Genomic DNA, 19,891 nt, shown 5'->3' on the forward strand with positions numbered 1-19,891 from the left:
TTTGGTGACGCGTGGGCAGGTACGGTGGCGTCTGGCAGGGTTGGGCCGTTGGAGAATCTCGGCGATGGCGTGGCTGAGACGGTGGCACCAGATCCTGAAACTGGCCGCTTCCCACGCCGCGTCGTGATTGCAGATCGCGGCCACAGCAAGAGCCGGTCTTAGTGCCGAAATCACTTGTGTAACTGCAGTTTCAGCAGTATCAGGGTGGGGATTCTTGTCGGTGGGTGCTCATAGCATTTGGGTATGGGTTCGAGCACGCGTGAGGAGATCGTGGGGGTCTTCGATGCGCTCGATGCCGAGCTGGACCGGTTGTGCGGGTTGACGTTTGAGGTGTTGACCACCCCGGAGCGGTTAGCGTTTCTGGAGCGCTTGGAGCGGGCGGCGCGGCGGTTGCCGGTGCCCGGGCACGCGTTGATCAATCAACTCGCCGAACAATCCAGCGAGCAAGAGCTGGGCGGAAGGTTGTCTGCCGTGCTGGCCGATCGGCTGCGCATCACCCGCGCCGAGGCCGGCCGGCGGGTGGCCGAAGCGCAGGATCTGGGGCAGCGTCGGGCGTTGACCGGTGAGCCGTTGCCGGCGCGGCTAAGCGCCACCGCTAAAGCGCAGCGGGATGGCCTGCTCGGCGGGAACCATGTGCACCAGATCCGCGGGTTCTTTAAGCGGTTGCCCGACGCGGTGGACCTGTTCACCCGCGAGGCCGCCGAAGCCGACCTGGCACACAAGGCCACCCAGTACCGGCCCGACCAGGTGGCCAAATACGCCCAGGTGCTCATGGATTGCCTCAATCCCGATGGCACCTACACCGACGACGAGCGGGCCCGCCGGCGCGGGATCAGCATCGGTAACCAGGGATTCGACGGCATGTCGCGCCTCAGCGGGCTGCTCACTCCGGAGCTGCGGGCCACCCTGGAAGCGGTGTTGGCCAAGCTGGCCGCCCCGGGCATGTGCAACCCGACCGACGAAAACCCTGTGGTCGACGGGGAAGCCCCGGAGGAGGCGGTGCGCCGCGATATCCGCAGCCAGGCCCAACGCAACCATGACGGGTTGCTGGCCGGGCTGCGCGGGCTGCTGGCCTCAGGGGAGTTGGGTCAGCACAACGGGTTACCGGCCAGCATTATCGCGACCACCACGCTGCAAGAGTTGCAGGCCGCCGCCGGCCGGGGCCTGACCGGTGGGGGCACCATCTTGCCGATGTCCGATGTCATACGTTTGGCCCGCCACGCGAATCACTACCTCGCGATTTTCGACCACGGTCAAGCCGTTGCGCTGTACCACACGAAGCGGCTGGCCTCGCCCGGGCAGCGAATTGTGTTGTACGCCAAGGAGCATGGCTGCTCGTCACCGGGATGCGACGTCAAGGGCTACTACTGCGAAGTGCACCACTGCATCCCCTACGCCCAGTGCGCTACCACCGACGTCAACGACTTGACCTTCGCCTGCGGCGGCCATCACCCGCTCGCCGAAAAGGGCTGGACCACCCGAAAGAACGCCAACGGCGACACCGAATGGATACCGCCTCCGCACCTGGACCACGGACAACCGCGAACGAACACTTTCCACCATCCCGAGGATCTGCTAGCAGGCGACGACCCCTGAGCCGTCGCGCCCGCTTGACACGCTATCGAACTATTGTTCGAATAGAAGGTATGCGCTGGGCTGGTCAGGCCGTCGCAGTCGACGGGGTCCCCGTCGACGACGGAGCGCTTCCCGGACTGCAGCGGGTCGGCTTCGCCCGCAGCCTGCGCGTCCCGCATTTCGAGGGCATCACCTTCCACGAGGTGCTGTGCAGGTCTGCGCTGAACAAGATTCCCGAGGCTGCCGCCTTGCCGTTCCGCTACACGGTCAACGGCTATCGCGGCTGCTCGCACGCCTGCCGCTACTGCTTCGCCCGTCCCACCCACGAATACCTGGACTTCAATCCAGGCCACGACTTCGACACCCAGATCGTCGTCAAGACCAATGTCGCGGAAGTCCTGCGCCGCGAGCTGCGGCGCCCGTCGTGGCAGCGCGAAACCGTGGCGCTGGGCACCAACACCGATCCCTACCAGCGCGCCGAGGGCCGCTACGCACTGATGCCGGGCATCATCGGCGCCCTCGCCGGATCCGGTACGCCATTCTCCATCCTGACCAAGGGCACGCTGCTGCGCCGCGACCTACCACTCATTGCCGAAGCGGCTCAACAGGTCTCGGTGTCGGTGGCCGTATCGCTGGCAGTAGCTGACCCGCACCTGCATAGGGACGTCGAGCCCGGCACGCCGACACCCCAGGCGCGTCTCGGACTGATCAAGGCAATCCGCAACGCCGGCCTGGATTGTCACGTGATGGTCGCGCCGGTGCTGCCATATCTCACTGACTCAGTCGAGCACCTCGATCGGCTGATTGGCCAGATCGCCGCCGCCGGTGCCACCGGGGTGACGGTGTTCGGCTTGCACCTGCGTGGTTCGACGCGCGGCTGGTTCATGTCCTGGCTGGCGCGCGCGCATCCCGAACTCGTTGGCAAATACCGCGAAATGTACCGGCGCGGAGCATATCTGCCGCCCAGCTACCGCGAGATGTTGCGGCAGCGGGTGGCGCCGCTGATTGCAAACTATCGGTTGGCAGGCGATCGTCGTCCGGCGCCGCCGGCGACCGAAGCGATGGCAACGTCCAGCCAGCCCACCTTGTTTTGAGTGGTAGTGCGCCGGCGCGCCGCCTGGCTAACGGTCCCAGCAGGAAGGCCGGCGGCGACCACCAGAACCATCGGCCCAGGAGCCCTGCGATGCCGGGCACCACGAAGGTGCGCACCACCAGGGTGTCGATGATGAGCCCGACCCCGATTGTGGAACCGACCTGCTCGATTGCGAGCACATCGCTGGACAGCATCGCTAACATGGTGATTCCGAAGACGATTCCCGCCGTGGTGACCACACCACCGGTACCGCCGAACGCGCGGATCATCGCAGTGCGTAGTCCCGTCCCGCCGCGCGCGCCGCAGAATGCCTCCTCGCGCATGCGCATAGTCAGCAGGAGGTTGTAGTCGGCGCCCACCGCCACCAGCGCGATCAGCGCCATCGACGGCACCGCCCAATGCAGATCTCGGCCCAACATGTCACGCCAGATGAGAGTGCTGATACCCAACGCCGATAGGTACGAGGCGACGACCGTTCCGATCACCGCCGCCGCGGCAACCGGACTTCGCAGCATCACGAGCACGATGAGGAACACCAACGCGAGCGCCACCGCGGCGAGTGACAGGAAGTCGTTGTTGACGTACCCGCGCAACTCGGCGGTCCCGGTCCCAAAACCGGTGATATCCACCGTGCTTCGCGCGAGGGTTCCTTCCTTTGTTGCCTCGTGCACGGCCGCAACGATCTGCGGTGACCTGCGGGCGCCGTCGGTACCGAAAACCTTTCCGTCCCCATAGACCAAGATCCGTGTCACCTGGCCACCCGGGGCAAAGTACAGGTCGGCCGCTCGTCGGAAGCCGGGGTCATCCCAGGCGCGTTGCGGCAGGTAGTAACCGCCCTCGCCGCTGCCCTGGAAGTCGCGCCGCACGTCCTGGAGGTATTCGATGAGACCGGAGAACGTGGTGCGAGTGTCGCCAACGGCGTCGGTGAGTTGTGCGGTCATCGAGCTGAGCTGCGCCACGAGGGTACGCATTGTTCCTACGGACTGGTCGGCATCGGCCAGCGCTTTGGCCATGCCAGACGTGCTCACGCTCAATCGCGATGCGCCCTGGGTGAGTGAATCCGTTGCCGCTACAAGGGAATCCATCGGCTCGACGATCTTGAGCACCAGTGAGCAGATCGGATCGTTGTGGCAATTGGGATTGCCGTTGGTGAAGTTCCGTAGCGGATCCAGGTTGCTGGACACCTGCACCAAAGTGTCCTGCAGCTGCCGCATTCCGGAGCCCATGAGGTCAGCATCGGAATTGAGATCGCCGAGTCCGTTCACGCCACCCGATAGCCCCGCCTGCAGCCGCGATAGCGCCGTCGAGAACTGAGCCAGAATCGGTCCGAGCCGGTTGACCGCGGTAAGGCGCTGGTCCAGTTTGGCAATCCCGTCGTCGAGCTGGTCACCGATTGCGCCCACCTGGCTGCTGAACGTGGCCTCTTCGGGGACCGAACCCGCCGGGCGGGAAGCGGACTCGACCATCGTGACCCCCGGGATCTCCATGAGCTTGCGGGTCACTCGCTCGATGGCGATGACGCCACCGGGATTGCGCAGATCGTGGTCGGTCGTGATGGACACCACCTCCGGCAGCAGCCGATTCGGCGGGAAGTGGCGGTCCATCGCTTGATATCCCCGGTTGGCGTGCGTCGAATCCGGTTGCGCGGCAAGCTCGTCGAACCCGAGTCGCAACCCGGCGAGGGGTAACGCACAGATCGCCAACACGAGAGCCGAGGCCACGAGCACGGGGCCTGGCCATCGCGCCACCATTGTGCCCACACGCCGCCAGCGGCGCCCGGCCCGCGGGTTCAGTCGGCGCGGTTGCGCGAGGCCGTGGCGCCCCGCGAGGGCAATCAGGGCCGGCAGCAAGGTAAGTGATGCCAGCATCCCGGTGAGAATGCCTATGGCACAAGGCAACCCGGCGCTGCGCAACATCCCGACTTTCGCAAAAGTCAGGCACGACAGCGCTGCGGCGACGGTGAGTGCCGAGGCCACGATAACCGGCGCGACGTTGCGGTTGGCGGCGCACAGCGCCCCTTCGTGGCTAGCGCCGCGGCGCCGTGCCTCGTGGTAGCGCCCGATCAGAAAGATTCCATAGTCGGTGGCTCCGCCGAGCACCACGGCGCCCAGCAGGGCCACCGAGAAGATGGACACTTCGAAGACGTCGCGCGCGCCGAGCAGGGACACTATCGATCGCGCGACCCCAAGGGCGAGTCCCACGGTCAGCAGGGGAATCGCGGCGGTGGTCACCGACCGGTACACCGCGATGAGCAGTAGCGCGATGAGAATGACTGTCACGCAGGTCATCAGGAGCATTTGCCGGTCAACCGCACCAAGCTCGTCGGCGATGGTGGCACCCGGCCCGGTGACGTAGGCGCGCAGCCCGGGCGGGGCGGGCTGGCTCGCGACGATCCGCCGCACCGAGGCCAGAGCGGCGTTCGCCGGTCCGGCCCCAAGATCCCCGGTGAGCCGCAGCATGGTGTAGGCGGCCTTGCCGTCGGCGCTGAGCGCGGCCCGCGCGGTCACCGGGTCTGACCACAGGTCCGTCGCCGACTCCACATGCGCACGATCGGCGCGAAGTTTGGCTAACAGCTGATCGTGGAAGGCGCGCTCGGGCGGGCCGAGCTTGTGGTCGCTTTCCAGCACCAGGTAGTTGACGTTGCCCCCCGCTCCGTCACGGAACTGTGCGCCCATTCGGTCGCCCGCGATATTCACCGGCGCGTCGGCGGGAAGGAACCCTCGGGCATGCGCGCGGGCCGTGCTCTCCACCTGCGGCACCAAGAGAGTGCCCAGCCCGGCGGCGACGATCCAGAATCCAATGACGACCAGCGCGTAGCGGCTCGCGAACCGGGCGACGGCGTCCCACGGACCGCGACGCTCCTGGTTAAGCGCGACCATCGTGGACCAGCCAAACTGGGCGACGGCGTAATACTCGGAGCACCGACGGGACGAAGGCCGGCACCTGGGTGGCGTAGCTGCGGTAGGCCGCGCCAAACCGAGCGACGAGGTCACGTTCCTCCAGGACAGTGCCCAGCAGGATGTAGCCCGTCAGTCCCGCCGCCCACAGCAGATGTCCGGCCGTGAACGTGCTCGCGCACCAGAAGCACAGCAAGAGGCCGGTCATCAGCGGATGGCGCACCAAGCGGTAGGGCCCGTGTACTTGCAGCCGGTCAACGGAGGTGTCCGCGGACCCGATCACGTAGTGGCGGTAGGCCTGACTGATGCCGAGTAAGCGGAAGTGATTCAGCAACAAGGTGGCCACGTAGACCAATACGAAGCCCAACCAGAACCCGGCGTCGAGAACCGCTGCCAAGGCGTCGTCAGCCGACCAGATCCGCTGCGGCAGTGGCTGCCAGCCCAGACACAGTACCCAAACAACCAGGCAGGTCATGACGATGTAGACCGTGCGCTCCAGAGTTTGGGGCACCGCGCGGGTGATGAAAGCCTTGACCGAGGGCCGCGCCATGCCGGAGTGCTGCAGGCCGAACAGCGCCAGTAGCAAGACGTCGACCACAACCGAAGGCCCGGTCGGCAGATGGCTACCCACGTCGACCGACTTGGGCAGCCACCACCCCCCGGCAAACAGCAGCAACAGCGGCACGGTTACCCCGGCGAAGGCGTATCCGGCGAAGGCCAGCAGGAACGGCACGAGCCGGCGACGGTCCGACAGCACGTCCCGCACCTGGTGTGAGGTGATCAGATCCATGCGAACCACGGGAGGTAGCGGGAGCGGACGGTACCTTGCTCAATTCGCTTCTCTAGCTTGGCCTTCCATCGCTCGCCGTAGGGGGCGTCGAGGAATCCTCCCGGCACGAACAAGCGCCAGGACGAGGTGAGGGTCATCCAGTAGGGCACGATGACGTCGGGCTCGACTTGCCGCATGAGGTCCAGCTTGTCGGGGATCTGGCTCCAGTGGATGCCCGGATAGCGGTGGTGCACGCTGTGATAGCCCTGGTTGAAGATGAAGAAGTTGAGCCAGTTGCCCACCGTGTTCAGCGATTTGCTCGGGTCATTGTCGAAGACCCGGGCCGGGGCGTGGGTCAGCCAGGCGAAGTACCCGGAGGTCGCCTGGGTCACCAGGAAGGGAATCCAGTAGAAGAGCGTGAACCGGACCGGGTCGGTGGTGAAAAAGGTGGTCCAGATCAGCGCGCAGATCAGCGTGAAGTCGAATACGAATTGGTGACGCCGCTTTCGCCGACTCGCCGACGGATTGGCTGCGAAAACCGTTCGCGCGGTGTGGTTCTTGACGATGGAGCTGTACCGCATCCAGTACCAGACGGCGCGCAGCCCCCGGTCGCGGCCCGCGGTGGAGGTAACGTCTCCCGGCCCGTCGTCGAATCGATGGTGGTTGATGACGTGCACTTCGTACATGTCGGCGGCCGTCAGCGCGGCGGGCATGCAGCACAGCAGGTCGACCACGCGGTTGGCCCGCCGCGATACGAACAGCGGTCGATGGGTGTGCATGTGCAGGACGCCGATGGTGACCGAGAAGTTGAGCAGTGACAGCGTGGCGATCAGCGGCGCCGCCAGGTACCAGTCGGTGGCGGCCGGCACGAACAGCCCGAAGGCCAACAACGCGATCCAGCACGCGATGTGCAGCAGTGGACCGACATTCGCCGGGTGCTCAAGCTTGAGTACCCGGCGGCTCAAGGGCACTTGGTGGGCGGACGCGGCGGGTGTCGTGGTGCCGGGGACACCGGGGACAGTTGAAACGGTTGTCATGGGTTGATTCCGGGGTTAGTGGTGTCGAGGGCGGCGAGTTGGAATTGTGTGGCGAGCGCGTTCATCGCGTCGGTGTCACGGGGGCGCAATCGCTCTACGGCGCCGAAGGCGAGATGATCGGCGATCATCATCCGGCGCTTGTCATGGCCGGGCAGCTTGCCGCACAGCGGTTCTGCCGGCAGGGCCGCTACCAGGGCGAAGGCCCGGTCGACGACCAGCGGCGCAATCGAAGGCGTCGGCGAGCGAGAGGCGCCCAGACCGAGTACCTGCGCAGCCGATCCGGTTGCAGCGAGATCCGACGACGCATCGAGCAGCCGGTGGACCGCCCCGTCGGCGGCACGCCGCACACGCTGCAGCATCGCGGTCCAGTGCACGGGTGAGCGGGCGGCCAGCACGGCCGCACCGAGCCGCAGCCGGCGACGGTAGGGGACGGGTGCCCCGACCGCGTGGCACAAGAAGGCGGTCGTTGTGATGGTCATGTAGGCCATCGCCGTCCGGGCGCCGCGGCTGGGGGTGCGCGGGCCGAGACGGGCCAGCAGGGCGAAGCTGCCCAGCGCGGGGACCAACAGCCGCAGCATTACCGCGCGCGTCAATTCCGCACGGTCGCCGGCGTCGTAGAGTGCCAGCTCGCCGTCGCGCAAGTCGTTGGCCAGTTGGGCGGTGACACCGACGCATCCGGCCAGCTCGGCCAGGTCTGCCTCGGTGAACGCACCTTCGGCGACCAGCGAGCAGGCGTAGCGTGTCACCCGCCCGAGCACGCCCTCGCCGTAGCCGGTCCGCGGCAGCGGTTTATCGAGGTTGCCGGCCATCACGCGGCCGAGGTCGACCAGCAGCTGGCCTACCCGTTGCTGTCCTTCCCGGGGCAGCGCCGACAGTAGCGCCCGAACGTCGTGGATGCGCGCGGCCAGCACCAGGTCGACAGCTTCGCTGTCGCGAACGGTGACCGCGTGCAGCGGCGGAGGAGGGGAGTCGGTGGCTCCGCTCAGATACCCCGCCGCGGACTGCACGGCGTATTTCGCGCGCCGGCGGTCGATGAGGTCTTCGTAGGCGTCGAGCACCCGGCAGGCCAGCAGGGCGGCGGTGGCCTCCGCCCGCAGGTGCGCGGGCAGGAAACCGATCGCGATGCCCAGGTTGCGGGCCGCCGGGACCAGTGCCCGTCGCGCCAGCTGCTCAGGTGAGGTTGCCGCCCGCATCGCGGCAAGGTCTGGTCCGCGACGCAGCCGCCACAGCCCGGAGGCCAGGGCGCCGACCCGCCCGCCGCTCATCGGGAGACCACCCGCACCGACAGTTCGCGCAGGTGCTCACGCGCGGCGGAGGGCGGAAACACGTCCAACGTCCGGCCGGCGGTCTCGGCGGCGTGGACGGCGACGGCACGGGCCGCCCGGGTGGCGCCGCTGTGCACCAGGTCGGCCTGCAGTGCGGCGCTAGATGTCTGCCCCGAGAGCCACATCTCACGAGCACCGGGTCGCATGGCCAGCCATTCGATCACCGGCCAGGTCGGGATCCGACGCTCGAGGTCGCCGCAGGCCTTCTTGCCGAGCACGGCGCCGCCCTCGACGTCGCGCACGTCGTCCATGATCTGGAATGCCAAGGCGAGTTGGTCGGCGTACCGCATCAGAGCGCGCAACCGATCCGGGTCGACGCCGCCCGCTGTGCCGCCGTACGAGCAGGCCAACCGGAACAGGGTGCCGGTCTTCGCGCCGGCCACGAGTTGATAGTGCCGGCGCAGGGCGGACGCGTTGATCGCCGGTGGCAGGGTCTCGACGAGCTGGCCGAAGGACAGGTCCGAGAGCCGATCGAGGTAGCTGACGCCGGGCACCTCGCCGAGACGCGCGAATACCGCCGGGTTGTCGTCTAACACCCGCGCGAGTATTTGTAAAGCGGTGCCCGCCAGATGAAATCCGGCCCGCGCGGCGACCCGGACGCCGAACCCGGCGGGCACCGACGCCGCGTCGCGCCGTTGCAGCGACCCGTCGCAGACGTCGTCGTGCATCAGCGATGCCTCATGGAACATCTCGATCGCGCAGGCCAGGTCGACGGCGTCGCGCAGCGGCACCGCGGCGGCCATTGGCAGCAGGCGGGTACAGGCCAGCCCCAAGCCGGCCCGGATCCGCTTGCCGGGGGCGGCGAGGAGATGGCGGTAGACAGCGTCGAAAGTGCCACCAGTGATGAGGATTTCGTGTAGGCGATCGGTGACTAGAGCCAATTGATCGGTGACCGAGTCGGGCGCCAACGTGGTTGGGGCCAACGTGACTGGATCCAACGTGGCTGCGTGGGCTTGCTGTCTGGCTGTCGTGTACATGATGGTTAACGCTTGGGCGCCCGCTGGCGCAGTCTGGGCACGGCCACCGACGAAAGCGTGTTCTCCTCCCCCGATTAGAAACAGAACCTGATGTGCTACGCGCCGTTCACCAGCAGCGTTGTGCAACATTGGGTATGCGTTCCATGGTGCATGTGGCCCGGAGCAGTCGCCATCCCACGATCGGGCAGAAGCATTGTCCACCAATGGGAGTAACCCCGTCGTCCCCCTGTCGGGGCCGAGGATCCGTCAGCGAGCCTCTTGCGGCCTAACCAGACGCACCGCCGCGCGGCTTGGTCAGGGTGAACTGATCGACCATCGTCACTCCGCCAAACGGCCCAGTCACCGCATAATACGTAGCCTTGATCGACGTGTTGCCGCCTGGCGGACCCGGGTCGACGTCGAAAACCACGAAGCCGTACGGATTATCGCGGTCGCGGAACGCCGACCACGGTGCATCCTCGACCACACGGATCGGCGGCCTGCGTCCGGTTGCGGGGTCGACATCGCCGACTCCGGTGATCACGCGGCATCGAGGCTGGGCGAACAGCACGGCGTTGCTGGGATTGGCTGTCCCGCCACCACCGATCACGAGGTGGACCGTTCCCCGGGTGGCGTCGATAAGGTCGGTGCGGGTGTCGGCGGGTACCGGCGTTCGGGTTGCGGTATCCAGCGTGCCACGCAATGGATGTGATCGTTCATAGTGGTGTTCGTGGCCGCAAACCACCAGATCGACCCGGTACTGGTCGAACAGCGGCAGCCATTCCTGCCGGATCCCGAGATCGGCACCGTTGGAGCTGCCGCGTTCGGCGGTTGATATTGCCGTTTGATGCATGCAGACGACCACCCAGTCGACCGACGGGTCCCGCCGCGCTTCAGCGAGTTCGGCTTGCAGCCAACGCTTTTGCTCGCCTGCGGAGTACCCATGCACGTAGGAGTTGCCACCGTCCTGGTAGCACACGTCGTCGTTGTTCAGACTGATTATGCGGACCGAGCCGGCGGCAAATGAGTACCAAAGGCCGCGCAGTTCCTGACTCGATCCCGAATCAGGTACCGCGAAGTAGGTCTGGTAGGCGCCGTAACCGATTGGCCCGTTGCCCAATTCGTTCTCGTGATTGCCCGCCGCCGGCATCCACGGCCGATAACGTGCCGAGCGGGTGTTGTTGTCGAACCAGTCCGACCAGGTGCGTATCCGGTCCTGCGCGAGGTTGGCATAGCACAGGTCCCCGTTGACCAGGTTGAACAGCGGGGCCATCCGTTCGATCGCGACCGTGGTATCGCCGGCCGCGGGTGTCCCGTTGCTGTCGGTGACATACGTGCCGTTCACCAACTTGCCTAGCGACGGGGTGCCTTGATCGCCAAAGCTGGTAAATCGCAATGCTTTTCGACCTGACGGCGCGGTCCGTACGGTTCCCAGCTCCGGGTTGGTGCCGTCGTGAACCGCGGCATATACGTAGTCGGTGTCCGGGGTCAGGTTGGTCAGGCGGGCATGGTTAACGCGAATCTCGGTGTTGGACTTCGCATCCCGGTATGTTCGGGTTTCGGCTGCGACGCTCCGGCCAAAGCCCGACGTCGGCGCACCCAGCATCACGCGCGGATTGCGGACGGCTTCTATGGTATGCCATGACACCACGACCTCGGTGCTTGCGTTACGGCCGAATTGCAGATGCAGACCGCCCACCGGCGGCGCGCCACTTCGATCGGGCTGGTACCAGACCAAGGGTCCGCGTGGCCGCGACCACAACAACGAAGCCCCGCCCACTCCGACTCCGCCGAGAACCGCGGAGGCGGCACCCGTCGTCAGCAATCTGCGTCGGCTGATGCCGTGGCTGTCGTCGGTCACGAATGCTTCATACCTGCACCGGATTACTCGCCGGTAAACGCCCCTAATGGCGATGCGGCTCCAGCAAGGCGGCCTGGTCCACCGCCGGAGGGTTGGCGGCCAACCACGAGCTGGTCGCCGCATGCGAGCGCTCGATCAACGATGCCGCGTGCGAGAAGTCCACTCCGGAGATGGCGACCGGACACAGCGGCCGAATAACGCGCAGGTCGACGGCTTGCTCGAAGCGGGCGACGTCGACGGCGAGGCGATGATTGACGGCGATGGTCATGGCATGCAACGCCATGTTCATTGCCGTCTTTGGGGACGCGGGTAGGTCGCACGAGTAACCGGTCGGCAATACCCAGACTCGGTCGGCGCCGAGCGTGACGGCGTGCGACACCGGGGTGTTGTTAACCACGCCGCCGTCCATGAAATCGCGCCCGTCGATGGTCACCGGCGGAAATACGCCGGGGATGGCCGCGCTGGCCGCGATCGCGTCGACCGCGTTTCCTGACGACAGCAAGACGTCGGTGCCCGATACCACGTCGGTGGCCACCACATGCAGCGGGATGGGTGCGTCCTCGAGCCGGGTGAACTGAAGGTTGTCCACCAGCACCCGGCGCAATCCGCTGTTGGGCACCAGGTGCGACCGGCGACCCAACATCCCCAACGCCCCGGCGATCGGGTGGGTGGGGAAGATGTCCTTACGCGACAACGACACCCACAGGTCGGCGAGCCCGCGAATTCCCGCGGCATCGGGCCGTGACGCGATCCAGCCGCCGTTGACCGCACCAACGGACGTGCCGACGATGAGGTCCGGCGTTATCCCTTCATCGGCCAGGGCGAGCAGCATCCCAACGTGAATCGCACCGAGGCTGGCCCCGCCGGACAACACGAATGCAGTGGTCACACGCGCATCGTAAAGACTTTTGCGTCAAATTCCGCGGGTAACAAATCCGGTAGCGTCTTCGACATGACGAACGTGCGAAAAGTGGCAAGCGCAGTCGCGGCTGTTGCAGCAACCCTCGTGCTCACGCCCGCGACCTCACACGCGGACCCGGCCGGGCATCAGGTGACCTACACGATCACCAGCACCGGCAACCTCACCGGCAACGTCCGGTATATGAACAGCGACCCGCCCAGCCAGGCGGCCTTCAACGCCAACTCGTCGCAGTACCTGAGCACCGTGCAGACGGCGTTTACCCCGGACCAGCCATTGGTCTACACCGCCACCCTGGCTAACCCGAACCAGTGGGCGTTCGTCGCCGCCAGCGGTGGGTGCAAGTGGCCCGACTGTAGCTCCGGGGCCATCGCCGAACTGCACTGCGAGATCGCGGTGGACGGCCAGGTGGTGGTGACCCAAAACGCGACCACCGGCGTGACCTGCGCGACGCGGCCCTGGTAAGCCGGTGATGACCTGCTGCGTGCCGGTCAGTGCGCCAGTGATGCTTCGAGCCATTCCTTCGATTCCGGATCGTCGCTGTCCAGACGCATGCCGACCTGTTCGAGGAGGGATTTGAGTTCGTCGCCGCTGACCCGATGCGCTTGAAACTGTTGGGTCAGCTTGCCTTCGTCGTCCTCCATTGTGAATTCGCCGGCGACAAACCCGTCCTCGTTGGTGACGATGGTCATGGTCTGCCGCATCGTGCCTACGGTTCGGTGGTAAGTGCCCGGCGGCCACAGCGTGAACCAATGCGGCGACCTCCACTGGATGATGGCTTTGCCGGTCGGCTTGAGATGGTGTGCGACAGTGGCCAACATGTCGCGGCGCACTTGCGTACCCGGATAGTTGAGCAGGCTGCTGCAGAGCAGGACGGCGTCAAATTTCTCGGCCAGCCGCAACTCCTCGATGCGGGATTGGATGGTGCGGGCGTACTGAACATGGGCGAGCATGTCGGCTGAGTCGTCTACCGCGGTAAGTCGGTGCCCGAGTTCGGCGAGCGGGTCGGCGATCCGTCCGGCGCCGGCTCCCAGGTCCAACACGGTGCTGCTCGGCTCGAGCTGCGCGGCGATGGTTTCGACCTCGGCCGTTACCGGCGCCCGACGATAGATCTCGATCAGGCTGCCATCACTGGCTACCGGGCTGGCTGCCGGGCGCACCGGGTGCTCGTCCATCTTGGTGGGCATCATGCCATCCACCTGCCGTCAATGCGGCTTGGGGAGAACTCCCGTGGCCGCGCGAATCACCCAGGCCGGCGAGGCCGACCCGGGTGATTCGTTCTCAATCGGCGAGGTCGTCGACGATGAACGAGATCAACGAGTACGTCGTTTCCTCTGCGTTGAACAACACCTCGTGGGCCATGTCCCGCCTCCTCAACTCTTTGTTCCACATCGTTCATGTGAATCAATCAAATGATCGTTATGTTTCGCAGCGACGGGTATCCCCCGAGCGGACGGCATTCGCGTCCTCCGATCGGGGGACACGGATGTCCCCCCGGTCGCGCGCGTCGGTCAGCGGCCGCCGGCTTCACCCCAGTACCACGGGGACTGCGTCGTAGCGGTTGAGCAGGGGGAGTGGTGCTAGACGCAGTTCGTTGGGTGCGACAGCGAGTTTGAGATTGGGGAAGCGGGCGATCAGGTTGCCGATCGCGATCCGCGTTTCCAACCGCGCGAGATGCGAGCCCAGGCAGAAGTGACTGCCCCTGCTGAAGGCGAGGTGGTTGTTCGGGCTGCGGGTGATGTCGAAGCGGTTGGGGTTCTCGAACACGGCCGGGTCGCGGTTGGCCGACGTCAATAGCGGCGTCACCATCGCCCCGCGCGGGATGGTGACGCCGTGCAAGGTGATGTCCTCGGCGGCGAACGTGGTCGCCTCGGTGCTTCCGACGGTGCCGGAGTAGCGCAGGATTTCCTCGACGGCGCCTTCGATCAGTTCGGGCCGTTGCCGCAACAGGCCGAGTTGCTCGGGGTAGGTGAGCAGGGTCGCAACGCCATTGGTGATCAAGTTCGGGGTGGTCTGGTAGTCGCCGGTGATCAGCAGAAACACCATTGCAATGACGTCGTCGTCGGACAGGCGCTCGTCATGGGACAGGCCGTCCACGCCGGCGTGGATCAAGCCGCTGATGATGTCGACACCGGTTGCCGGGGCGGGGTCGGCTCGGCGTTGTTCGATCAGGTTTCGTAGATAGTCGACGAAGCCGTCCATCTGCTTCGCGGTGCCCTCGAGGTCTCCCTGGTGGCCCAACATCACCTCGAAGAGCAAGTCGATGTAGTGGTAGAAGGTGGACCGGTCCCGCTCGGGTATGCCGACCATCTCGCTGATCACCGCGGTCGGGATGGGCCGTGCATAGGCCTGTTGCAGATCAATGCGTTGACCCGGTTTCAGCCGGTCGAGCACTCCGCGGGTGATCGTCTCGACTCGATCGGCCAGGCGGGCGATCGCGCGCGGGGTGAACTGCCGGCTGACCAGCCTGCGTAGCCGCATGTGCGCCGGGTCGTCCTGATAGACCATCGTGCCGGTGGTGAGCGTGCGAATCGCCTTCGGCAGCACCGAGGTCTCGCCGTGCGCCCCGTCTTCCGCGACGCGGCAGATCCGCGGATCGGTGACCAGGTTTAGGCAGTCCTGGTAGCGCGAGACGAAATAGACGTCCTGGTCGGGTGGCCTCAGTGCCAGCCGTCCCCGGTAGACCGGTGCGTTTCGACGCATCCAGTCGTAGTAGCGGTGCTGGTCGGCGTTGAACTCCTCAGTCCCGACCGTCATCGGGTGGTCGATGTGCAACCCGCCTACCCCAGGTCGGTTGTGGTGAAGGTGTTGCACTTGTTCGGGTCGCCGGTCTGATACCCAACGGTGAACCACTTCTGTCGCTGCGCGGCCGAACCGTGCGTCCAGGATTCGGGGTTGATGCGCCCGGTCACCTGCTGCTGGATGCGATCATCGCCCACTGACGCCGCGGCCGAGAGGGCGTCTTGAATATCCTTGTCGCTCAACGGTTCCAAGTAGGGAACTCCGGTGCTTTCCTGCTTGACCGTCGACGCGTAGTGTGCCCAGACCCCCGCGTAGCAGTCGGCCTGCAATTCGGTGCGCACGCCGTTGCCGCCGGCCCCCTGCGCACCCTGCTGGGCGCGGCCGAGTACCCCCATCAGGTCCTGCACGTGGTGGCCGTATTCATGAGCCACCACATACTCTTCTGCGAATGGTCCACCGCTGGAACCGAATTGGGTGACCAGCACGTGGAAGAAGTCGGTGTCGAAGTATGCGGTCTTGTCCACTGGGCAGTAGAACGGCCCGACCTCGCTGCTGGCCGGTCCGCATCCGGTGCTCACCTGGCCGCTGAACAGCCGCATGTGCGGCCGTGTGTAACGGTTGGGCATTAGTTGCTTCCACACCGCATCCACGGAGTTTCCGGTGGCTACCACCCGGCACTGGACGTACTTGTTGGCGTCGGCCCCGGTCTTGCACTGGTTCAGGTCGAAGCCCGGTGCCACATCGTCGCGGGTGTCGACCGGCGCCTGACTAATAATGCCCCCCGGATCGACCCCGAGAAACATCGCGACCACCACCACCAAGAGCCCGCCGAGCCCACCGCCGATGGCGATGCGCCGGCCGCCGCCGCCCGACGACGACGCGGTGCTGGTGTCGATTTGCATACCCTCGTTGAAGGTCATCGCATCGCTCCCAAATCGGGCCTGGTACGGGCTGGCACCAGCCTATCGCTGCTGCGTTGCGGCGAACCGGGCGTCGGTGTAGCGGCGCAGATTCGTGAGGAACCGGCGCAGCGCCACGTTCAGCAGCGGCGCGAATACCCGCATCGCCAGCCGCGCCGGGCCGGCGGGCTGCTGCGCCATGGTCCAGGTCAGCCGGCAGCCACCCGGGATGACCTCGACTCGGTAGTCTTCGGCGAACGCGGCGACGGCTCGTGTCGAGCATGCGTTGAACCGAAAAGCCATGTGGGTGAACGGTTCCCATGCCAGGAACTCTTCGTCGCCGACGATACCTCCACGCATCTCGACGGTGCGCGTGGTACCGACCCGGTATGGCTCGGGACTGGTCCAGGTCACCTTGGTGATCACCTTCGCCCAGCGCGGCCAGGCATCGGCGTCGGCAAGCACCTCGAACAATTGCTCGGGCGTGATCGCGAGGTCGACGCTATTGCGGAAGAGGTGAGGCGCGGTTTCGATGAAGCTCAGGTCGACGCGTTCGCAGGGGTGCATGACTGTAGACATTAGCCAGGCCCGTCGCTGGCCGCCGCCAACAGCGGGACCAACACATCGCCGATCGGGGTGCCCAGGCCATGGGTGCGGGCCTTACGGATGATCACGCCGTTGCGAAGATCCCATTCCAGCCGACGCTGGTTTTCTCGGTCCGACAGCATCGAGGTGGTCATATCTTCGGGCGCCGACCGGAAAAGCTGGACCAGTTCGTCGATTACGTCGTCGTCGAGCCGCGCTCCCTCGGCGCGCGCGACCGTCAAGCACTCGGCGAGATAGCGTCGGGACAATTCCGCGATGTCGTCGCGTCGGAACATTCCAGACCGGCGCCCCGACAGCACCATCAACCCGGCCAGCGCGTTGACCACAAGTTTGCGCCAGGTCACGGTGGTGAAGTCGGGATCGCAGTCCACTTGGCAGCCTGCGCCGCGTAGCAGCTCGGCGATTGTCTCGGCGGCCGCCCCGGTGGGCAGAATTACTGCGGGTTCACCGCGCAATCGCACCCAGCCTTCCGGTTGGGTCTCGGCCGAAAACCAGACGCTGGCGGGGACGATCGCCGAGGACGGGCAGTGCGGCTGGACCTGCTCGACCTGTTCGACACCGTTTTGCAGGACCGCTACCACGGTGTGCTCGTCGCACAGCCGGGCCAACCAACCCCGGGTGGCGTTGTTGTGGGTGGCTTTGACCGCAAGTATCAGCACCTCCACCGGGCCGGACACGTCGCTGGGATCGGTATGCACCGGGCCGGGAACCACGATCGGTGCTGCGCCGTCGGGGCGCAGTTCGAGGCCGTCACGGGGGGTGTGGCCGCAGAGCAGCACCTCGTGGCCGGCGGCGTGCAAGAAAGCGGCGACCGTCGTGCCGACGGCGCCGGGACCGACCAGTGCTATGGAGGAGATGCAACCAAAACTACCGGGGCAGAACCGGCCCTCTAGACTGGGCAGTCATTCAAACCGGGTGAAGGGGAGTGTTTGTGCTGCGCAGCCACGCCGCCGGTTCGCTACGGGAAAGCGACGCCGGGCAGCAGGTGACATTGGCGGGCTGGGTTGCTCGCCGCCGAGACCACGGCGGGGTGATCTTCATCGATCTGCGGGACTCCTCGGGCGTCTCGCAGGTGGTGTTTCGCGACCCCGACGTGCTGGCACAAGCGCACCGGTTGCGCGCCGAGTTCTGTATCGCGGTGGCCGGCGTCATCGAAATTCGCCCCGAGGGCAACGCCAACCCGGAGATCGCCACCGGCGAAATCGAGGTCAACGCCGCGTCGCTGACCGTGCTCGGTGAATGTGCGCCGCTGCCATTTCAGCTTGACGAGCCCGCGGGCGAGGAATTGCGGATGAAGTACCGCTACCTCGACCTGCGCCGCGACGGCCCGGCAGCGGCAATTCGGCTGCGTTCCAGGGTCAATGCCGCCGCCCGTGCCGTGCTGGCCCGGCACGAGTTCGTGGAGATCGAGACGCCGACGATCACCCGCTCGACGCCGGAAGGCGCGCGCGACTTCCTTGTCCCCGCCCGCCTGCACCCGGGTTCGTTCTACGCGCTGCCGCAGAGTCCGCAGCTGTTCAAACAGCTGCTGATGGTGGCCGGGATGGAGCGCTACTACCAGATCGCCCGCTGCTACCGCGACGAGGATTTCCGCGCTGACCGCCAACCCGAATTCACCCAGCTCGACATGGAGCTGAGCTTCGTTGACACCGAAGACATCATCGCGATCTCCGAACAGATCCTGACCGCGCTGTGGGCGCTGATCGGCTACCAGATTTCGACGCCGATCCCGCGGATCAGCTACGCCGACGCGATGCGCCGGTTCGGCTCGGACAAGCCGGACATGCGGTTCGGACTGGAGCTGGTTGAGTGCACAAAGTTCTTCAAAGACACCATATTTCGCGTCTTCCAGGCGCCGTATGTCGGTGCCGTCGTGATGCCCGGCGGGGCGTCGCAGCCGCGCCGCACGCTGGACGGCTGGCAGGAGTGGGCCAAACAGCGCGGACACCGCGGGCTGGCCTACGTGCTGGTCGGTGACGACGGCACGCTGGGTGGTCCGGTGGCCAAGAACCTGTCCGATGGTGAGCGCGACGGCCTTGCCGCGCATGTCGGGGCGCAGCCGGGGGATTGCATCTTCTTTTCGGCGGGTCCGGTGAAGTCGTCACGGGCACTGCTGGGTGCGGCCCGCATCGAAATCGCCAACCGGCTGGGCCTGATCGATCCCACGGCGTGGGCGTTCGTTTGGGTGGTCGACCCGCCGCTGTTCGAGCCGGCCGACGAGGCGACCGCCGCCGGCGACGTCGCCGTCGGCTCCGGTGCGTGGACGGCGGTGCACCACGCCTTCACCGCGCCGAAACCGGAGTGGGAGGACCGCATCGAATCCGATCCCGGCAGCGTGTTGGCCGACGCCTACGACATCGTCTGCAACGGCCACGAGATCGGTGGCGGCTCGATTCGTATCCACCGCCGCGATATCCAGGAGCGGGTATTCGCGGTGATGGGTCTGGACAAGGCCGAGGCCGAAGAGAAGTTCGGATTCCTGTTGGAGGCCTTCATGTTTGGTGCACCGCCGCATGGCGGGATCGCGTTCGGCTGGGACCGTATCAACGCGCTGCTGACCGGCATGGACTCGATCCGCGAGGTGATCGCATTCCCCAAGACCGGCGGCGGCGTCGACCCGCTGACCGATGCGCCCGCGCCGATCACCGTCCAGCAGCGCAAGGAGTCCGGAATAGACGCCAGGCCCAAATCGGTTGACGGGGCATGAATCCAGATCTGCAGGGCTTTAACAACAACATCATCGATGAGTTCCGCTCCAATGACGGCAAGGTAGGCGGTCAGTTCGCCAATGCCGACCTGCTGCTGCTCACCACGATCGGAGCCAAGTCCGGGCAATCCCGGGTGTCGCCCCTGGCGTATTTCCGGATCGACGGCAAGCTGATCATCATCGGATCCTTCGCCGGCGCTGACGTGAATCCGGCCTGGGTGCACAATCTGCGCGCCAACCCGCGGGCGCACATCGAGGTCGGCACGGAATCGTTCGATGTCGTTGCCCGCGAGTTGCCGCCGCAGGAACGCGACGAGTTGTTCCCGAGGGTCACCGCCGCGGCCCCCGGCTTCGCTGAGTATCAGGCCAAGACCAGCCGGGTCATTCCGTTGTTTGAGCTGCAGCGCGCCTAGTTACCGCGAGCAGACGCAAAATCCCCCGAAACCCCTGGTTTTGGGGGATTTTGCGTCTGCTCGGCGGAGGCTGCAATCGGCGTTAGAATGCT

General features: G+C 66.0%; 16 protein-coding genes and 1 pseudogene. 5 read left to right on the top strand and 12 right to left on the bottom strand.

Annotated features, from left to right (window positions below):
• The first annotated feature begins 243 nt into the window (after nt 1-243).
• Together AADZ78_RS10360 and AADZ78_RS10365 are read left to right on the top strand one after the other, a co-directional pair.
• A complete protein-coding gene (locus tag AADZ78_RS10360; RefSeq protein ID WP_085248966.1) occupies nt 244-1,596 on the top strand; it encodes an HNH endonuclease signature motif containing protein in 1,353 nt (450 codons plus the stop codon).
• A gap of 50 nt (nt 1,597-1,646) precedes the next feature.
• A complete protein-coding gene (locus tag AADZ78_RS10365; RefSeq protein WP_085248967.1) occupies nt 1,647-2,669 on the top strand; it encodes an Rv2578c family radical SAM protein in 1,023 nt (340 codons plus the stop codon).
• A gap of 22 nt (nt 2,670-2,691) precedes the next feature.
• Here the strand turns inward: AADZ78_RS10365 and AADZ78_RS10370 are convergent.
• The 7 genes and pseudogenes from AADZ78_RS10370 to AADZ78_RS10400 form a co-directional block, all read right to left on the bottom strand.
• Nucleotides 2,692-5,547: pseudogene (locus AADZ78_RS10370) on the bottom strand (RND family transporter); the annotation flags it as partial.
• Nucleotides 5,534-6,355, bottom strand: coding sequence for a methyltransferase family protein (locus tag AADZ78_RS10375; RefSeq protein WP_085248985.1), 822 nt, complete (start codon nt 6,353-6,355; stop codon nt 5,534-5,536). The gene AADZ78_RS10375 and the pseudogene AADZ78_RS10370, both read right to left, overlap by 14 nt.
• Nucleotides 6,346-7,371, bottom strand: coding sequence for a fatty acid desaturase family protein (locus AADZ78_RS10380; protein WP_085248968.1), 1,026 nt, complete (start codon nt 7,369-7,371; stop codon nt 6,346-6,348). Before AADZ78_RS10380 ends, AADZ78_RS10375 begins: the two co-directional genes overlap by 10 nt.
• On the bottom strand, nt 7,368-8,636 hold the full coding sequence (locus AADZ78_RS10385; protein WP_085248969.1) for a hypothetical protein: 1,269 nt from the start codon (nt 8,634-8,636) through the stop codon (nt 7,368-7,370). Before AADZ78_RS10385 ends, AADZ78_RS10380 begins: the two co-directional genes overlap by 4 nt.
• Entirely contained in the window at nt 8,633-9,673 is a 1,041-nt protein-coding gene (locus tag AADZ78_RS10390; RefSeq protein ID WP_085248970.1) for a polyprenyl synthetase family protein, read from the bottom strand. Before AADZ78_RS10390 ends, AADZ78_RS10385 begins: the two co-directional genes overlap by 4 nt.
• A gap of 265 nt (nt 9,674-9,938) precedes the next feature.
• Complete coding sequence (locus AADZ78_RS10395) at nt 9,939-11,513, bottom strand: purple acid phosphatase family protein (protein ID WP_239655204.1); 1,575 nt, start codon at nt 11,511-11,513, stop codon at nt 9,939-9,941.
• Between the two features lie 43 nt (nt 11,514-11,556).
• Complete coding sequence (locus tag AADZ78_RS10400) at nt 11,557-12,402, bottom strand: patatin-like phospholipase family protein (protein ID WP_085248972.1); 846 nt, start codon at nt 12,400-12,402, stop codon at nt 11,557-11,559.
• Between the two features lie 63 nt (nt 12,403-12,465).
• Between AADZ78_RS10400 and AADZ78_RS10405 the strand changes: the two genes are divergently transcribed.
• On the top strand, nt 12,466-12,897 hold the full coding sequence (locus AADZ78_RS10405) for a hypothetical protein (protein WP_085248973.1): 432 nt from the start codon (nt 12,466-12,468) through the stop codon (nt 12,895-12,897).
• 26 nt (nt 12,898-12,923) lie between these two features.
• Here the strand turns inward: AADZ78_RS10405 and AADZ78_RS10410 are convergent, their stop codons facing one another.
• The 5 genes from AADZ78_RS10410 to AADZ78_RS10430 all read right to left on the bottom strand — a co-directional run bounded on the left by AADZ78_RS10410 (nt 12,924) and on the right by AADZ78_RS10430 (nt 17,521).
• The gene (locus tag AADZ78_RS10410) at nt 12,924-13,622 is read right to left on the bottom strand and encodes a class I SAM-dependent methyltransferase (RefSeq protein WP_341343636.1); all 699 of its coding nucleotides are present in this window, start codon (nt 13,620-13,622) and stop codon (nt 12,924-12,926) included.
• A 337-nt stretch (nt 13,623-13,959) separates the two neighbouring features.
• Complete coding sequence (locus tag AADZ78_RS10415) at nt 13,960-15,189, bottom strand: cytochrome P450 family protein (protein WP_085248974.1); 1,230 nt, start codon at nt 15,187-15,189, stop codon at nt 13,960-13,962.
• Between the two features lie 23 nt (nt 15,190-15,212).
• Nucleotides 15,213-16,094 (bottom strand): KPN_02809 family neutral zinc metallopeptidase, encoded by an 882-nt coding sequence (ypfJ, locus tag AADZ78_RS10420; protein WP_085248975.1) that lies wholly within the window; start codon nt 16,092-16,094, stop codon nt 15,213-15,215.
• Nucleotides 16,095-16,136: 42 nt separating this feature from the next.
• The gene (locus tag AADZ78_RS10425; protein WP_085248976.1) at nt 16,137-16,640 is read right to left on the bottom strand and encodes an SRPBCC family protein; all 504 of its coding nucleotides are present in this window, start codon (nt 16,638-16,640) and stop codon (nt 16,137-16,139) included.
• A gap of 11 nt (nt 16,641-16,651) precedes the next feature.
• A complete protein-coding gene (locus AADZ78_RS10430) occupies nt 16,652-17,521 on the bottom strand; it encodes an oxidoreductase (RefSeq protein WP_085248977.1) in 870 nt (289 codons plus the stop codon).
• 83 nt (nt 17,522-17,604) lie between these two features.
• On the opposite strand from AADZ78_RS10430, the gene aspS reads away from it, so the two are divergent.
• Together aspS and AADZ78_RS10440 are read left to right on the top strand one after the other, a co-directional pair.
• The gene (gene aspS / locus AADZ78_RS10435) at nt 17,605-19,386 is read left to right on the top strand and encodes an aspartate--tRNA ligase (protein ID WP_139828504.1); all 1,782 of its coding nucleotides are present in this window, start codon (nt 17,605-17,607) and stop codon (nt 19,384-19,386) included.
• Nucleotides 19,383-19,799 (top strand): nitroreductase family deazaflavin-dependent oxidoreductase, encoded by a 417-nt coding sequence (locus tag AADZ78_RS10440; RefSeq protein WP_085248978.1) that lies wholly within the window; start codon nt 19,383-19,385, stop codon nt 19,797-19,799. The genes aspS and AADZ78_RS10440 overlap by 4 nt, the downstream gene beginning before the upstream one ends.
• The last annotated feature ends 92 nt before the right edge of the window (nt 19,800-19,891 follow it).

The sequence above is a fragment of the Mycobacterium riyadhense genome (assembly GCF_963853645.1).
In the GTDB taxonomy this organism is placed as follows: Bacteria; Actinomycetota; Actinomycetes; order Mycobacteriales; family Mycobacteriaceae; genus Mycobacterium; species Mycobacterium riyadhense.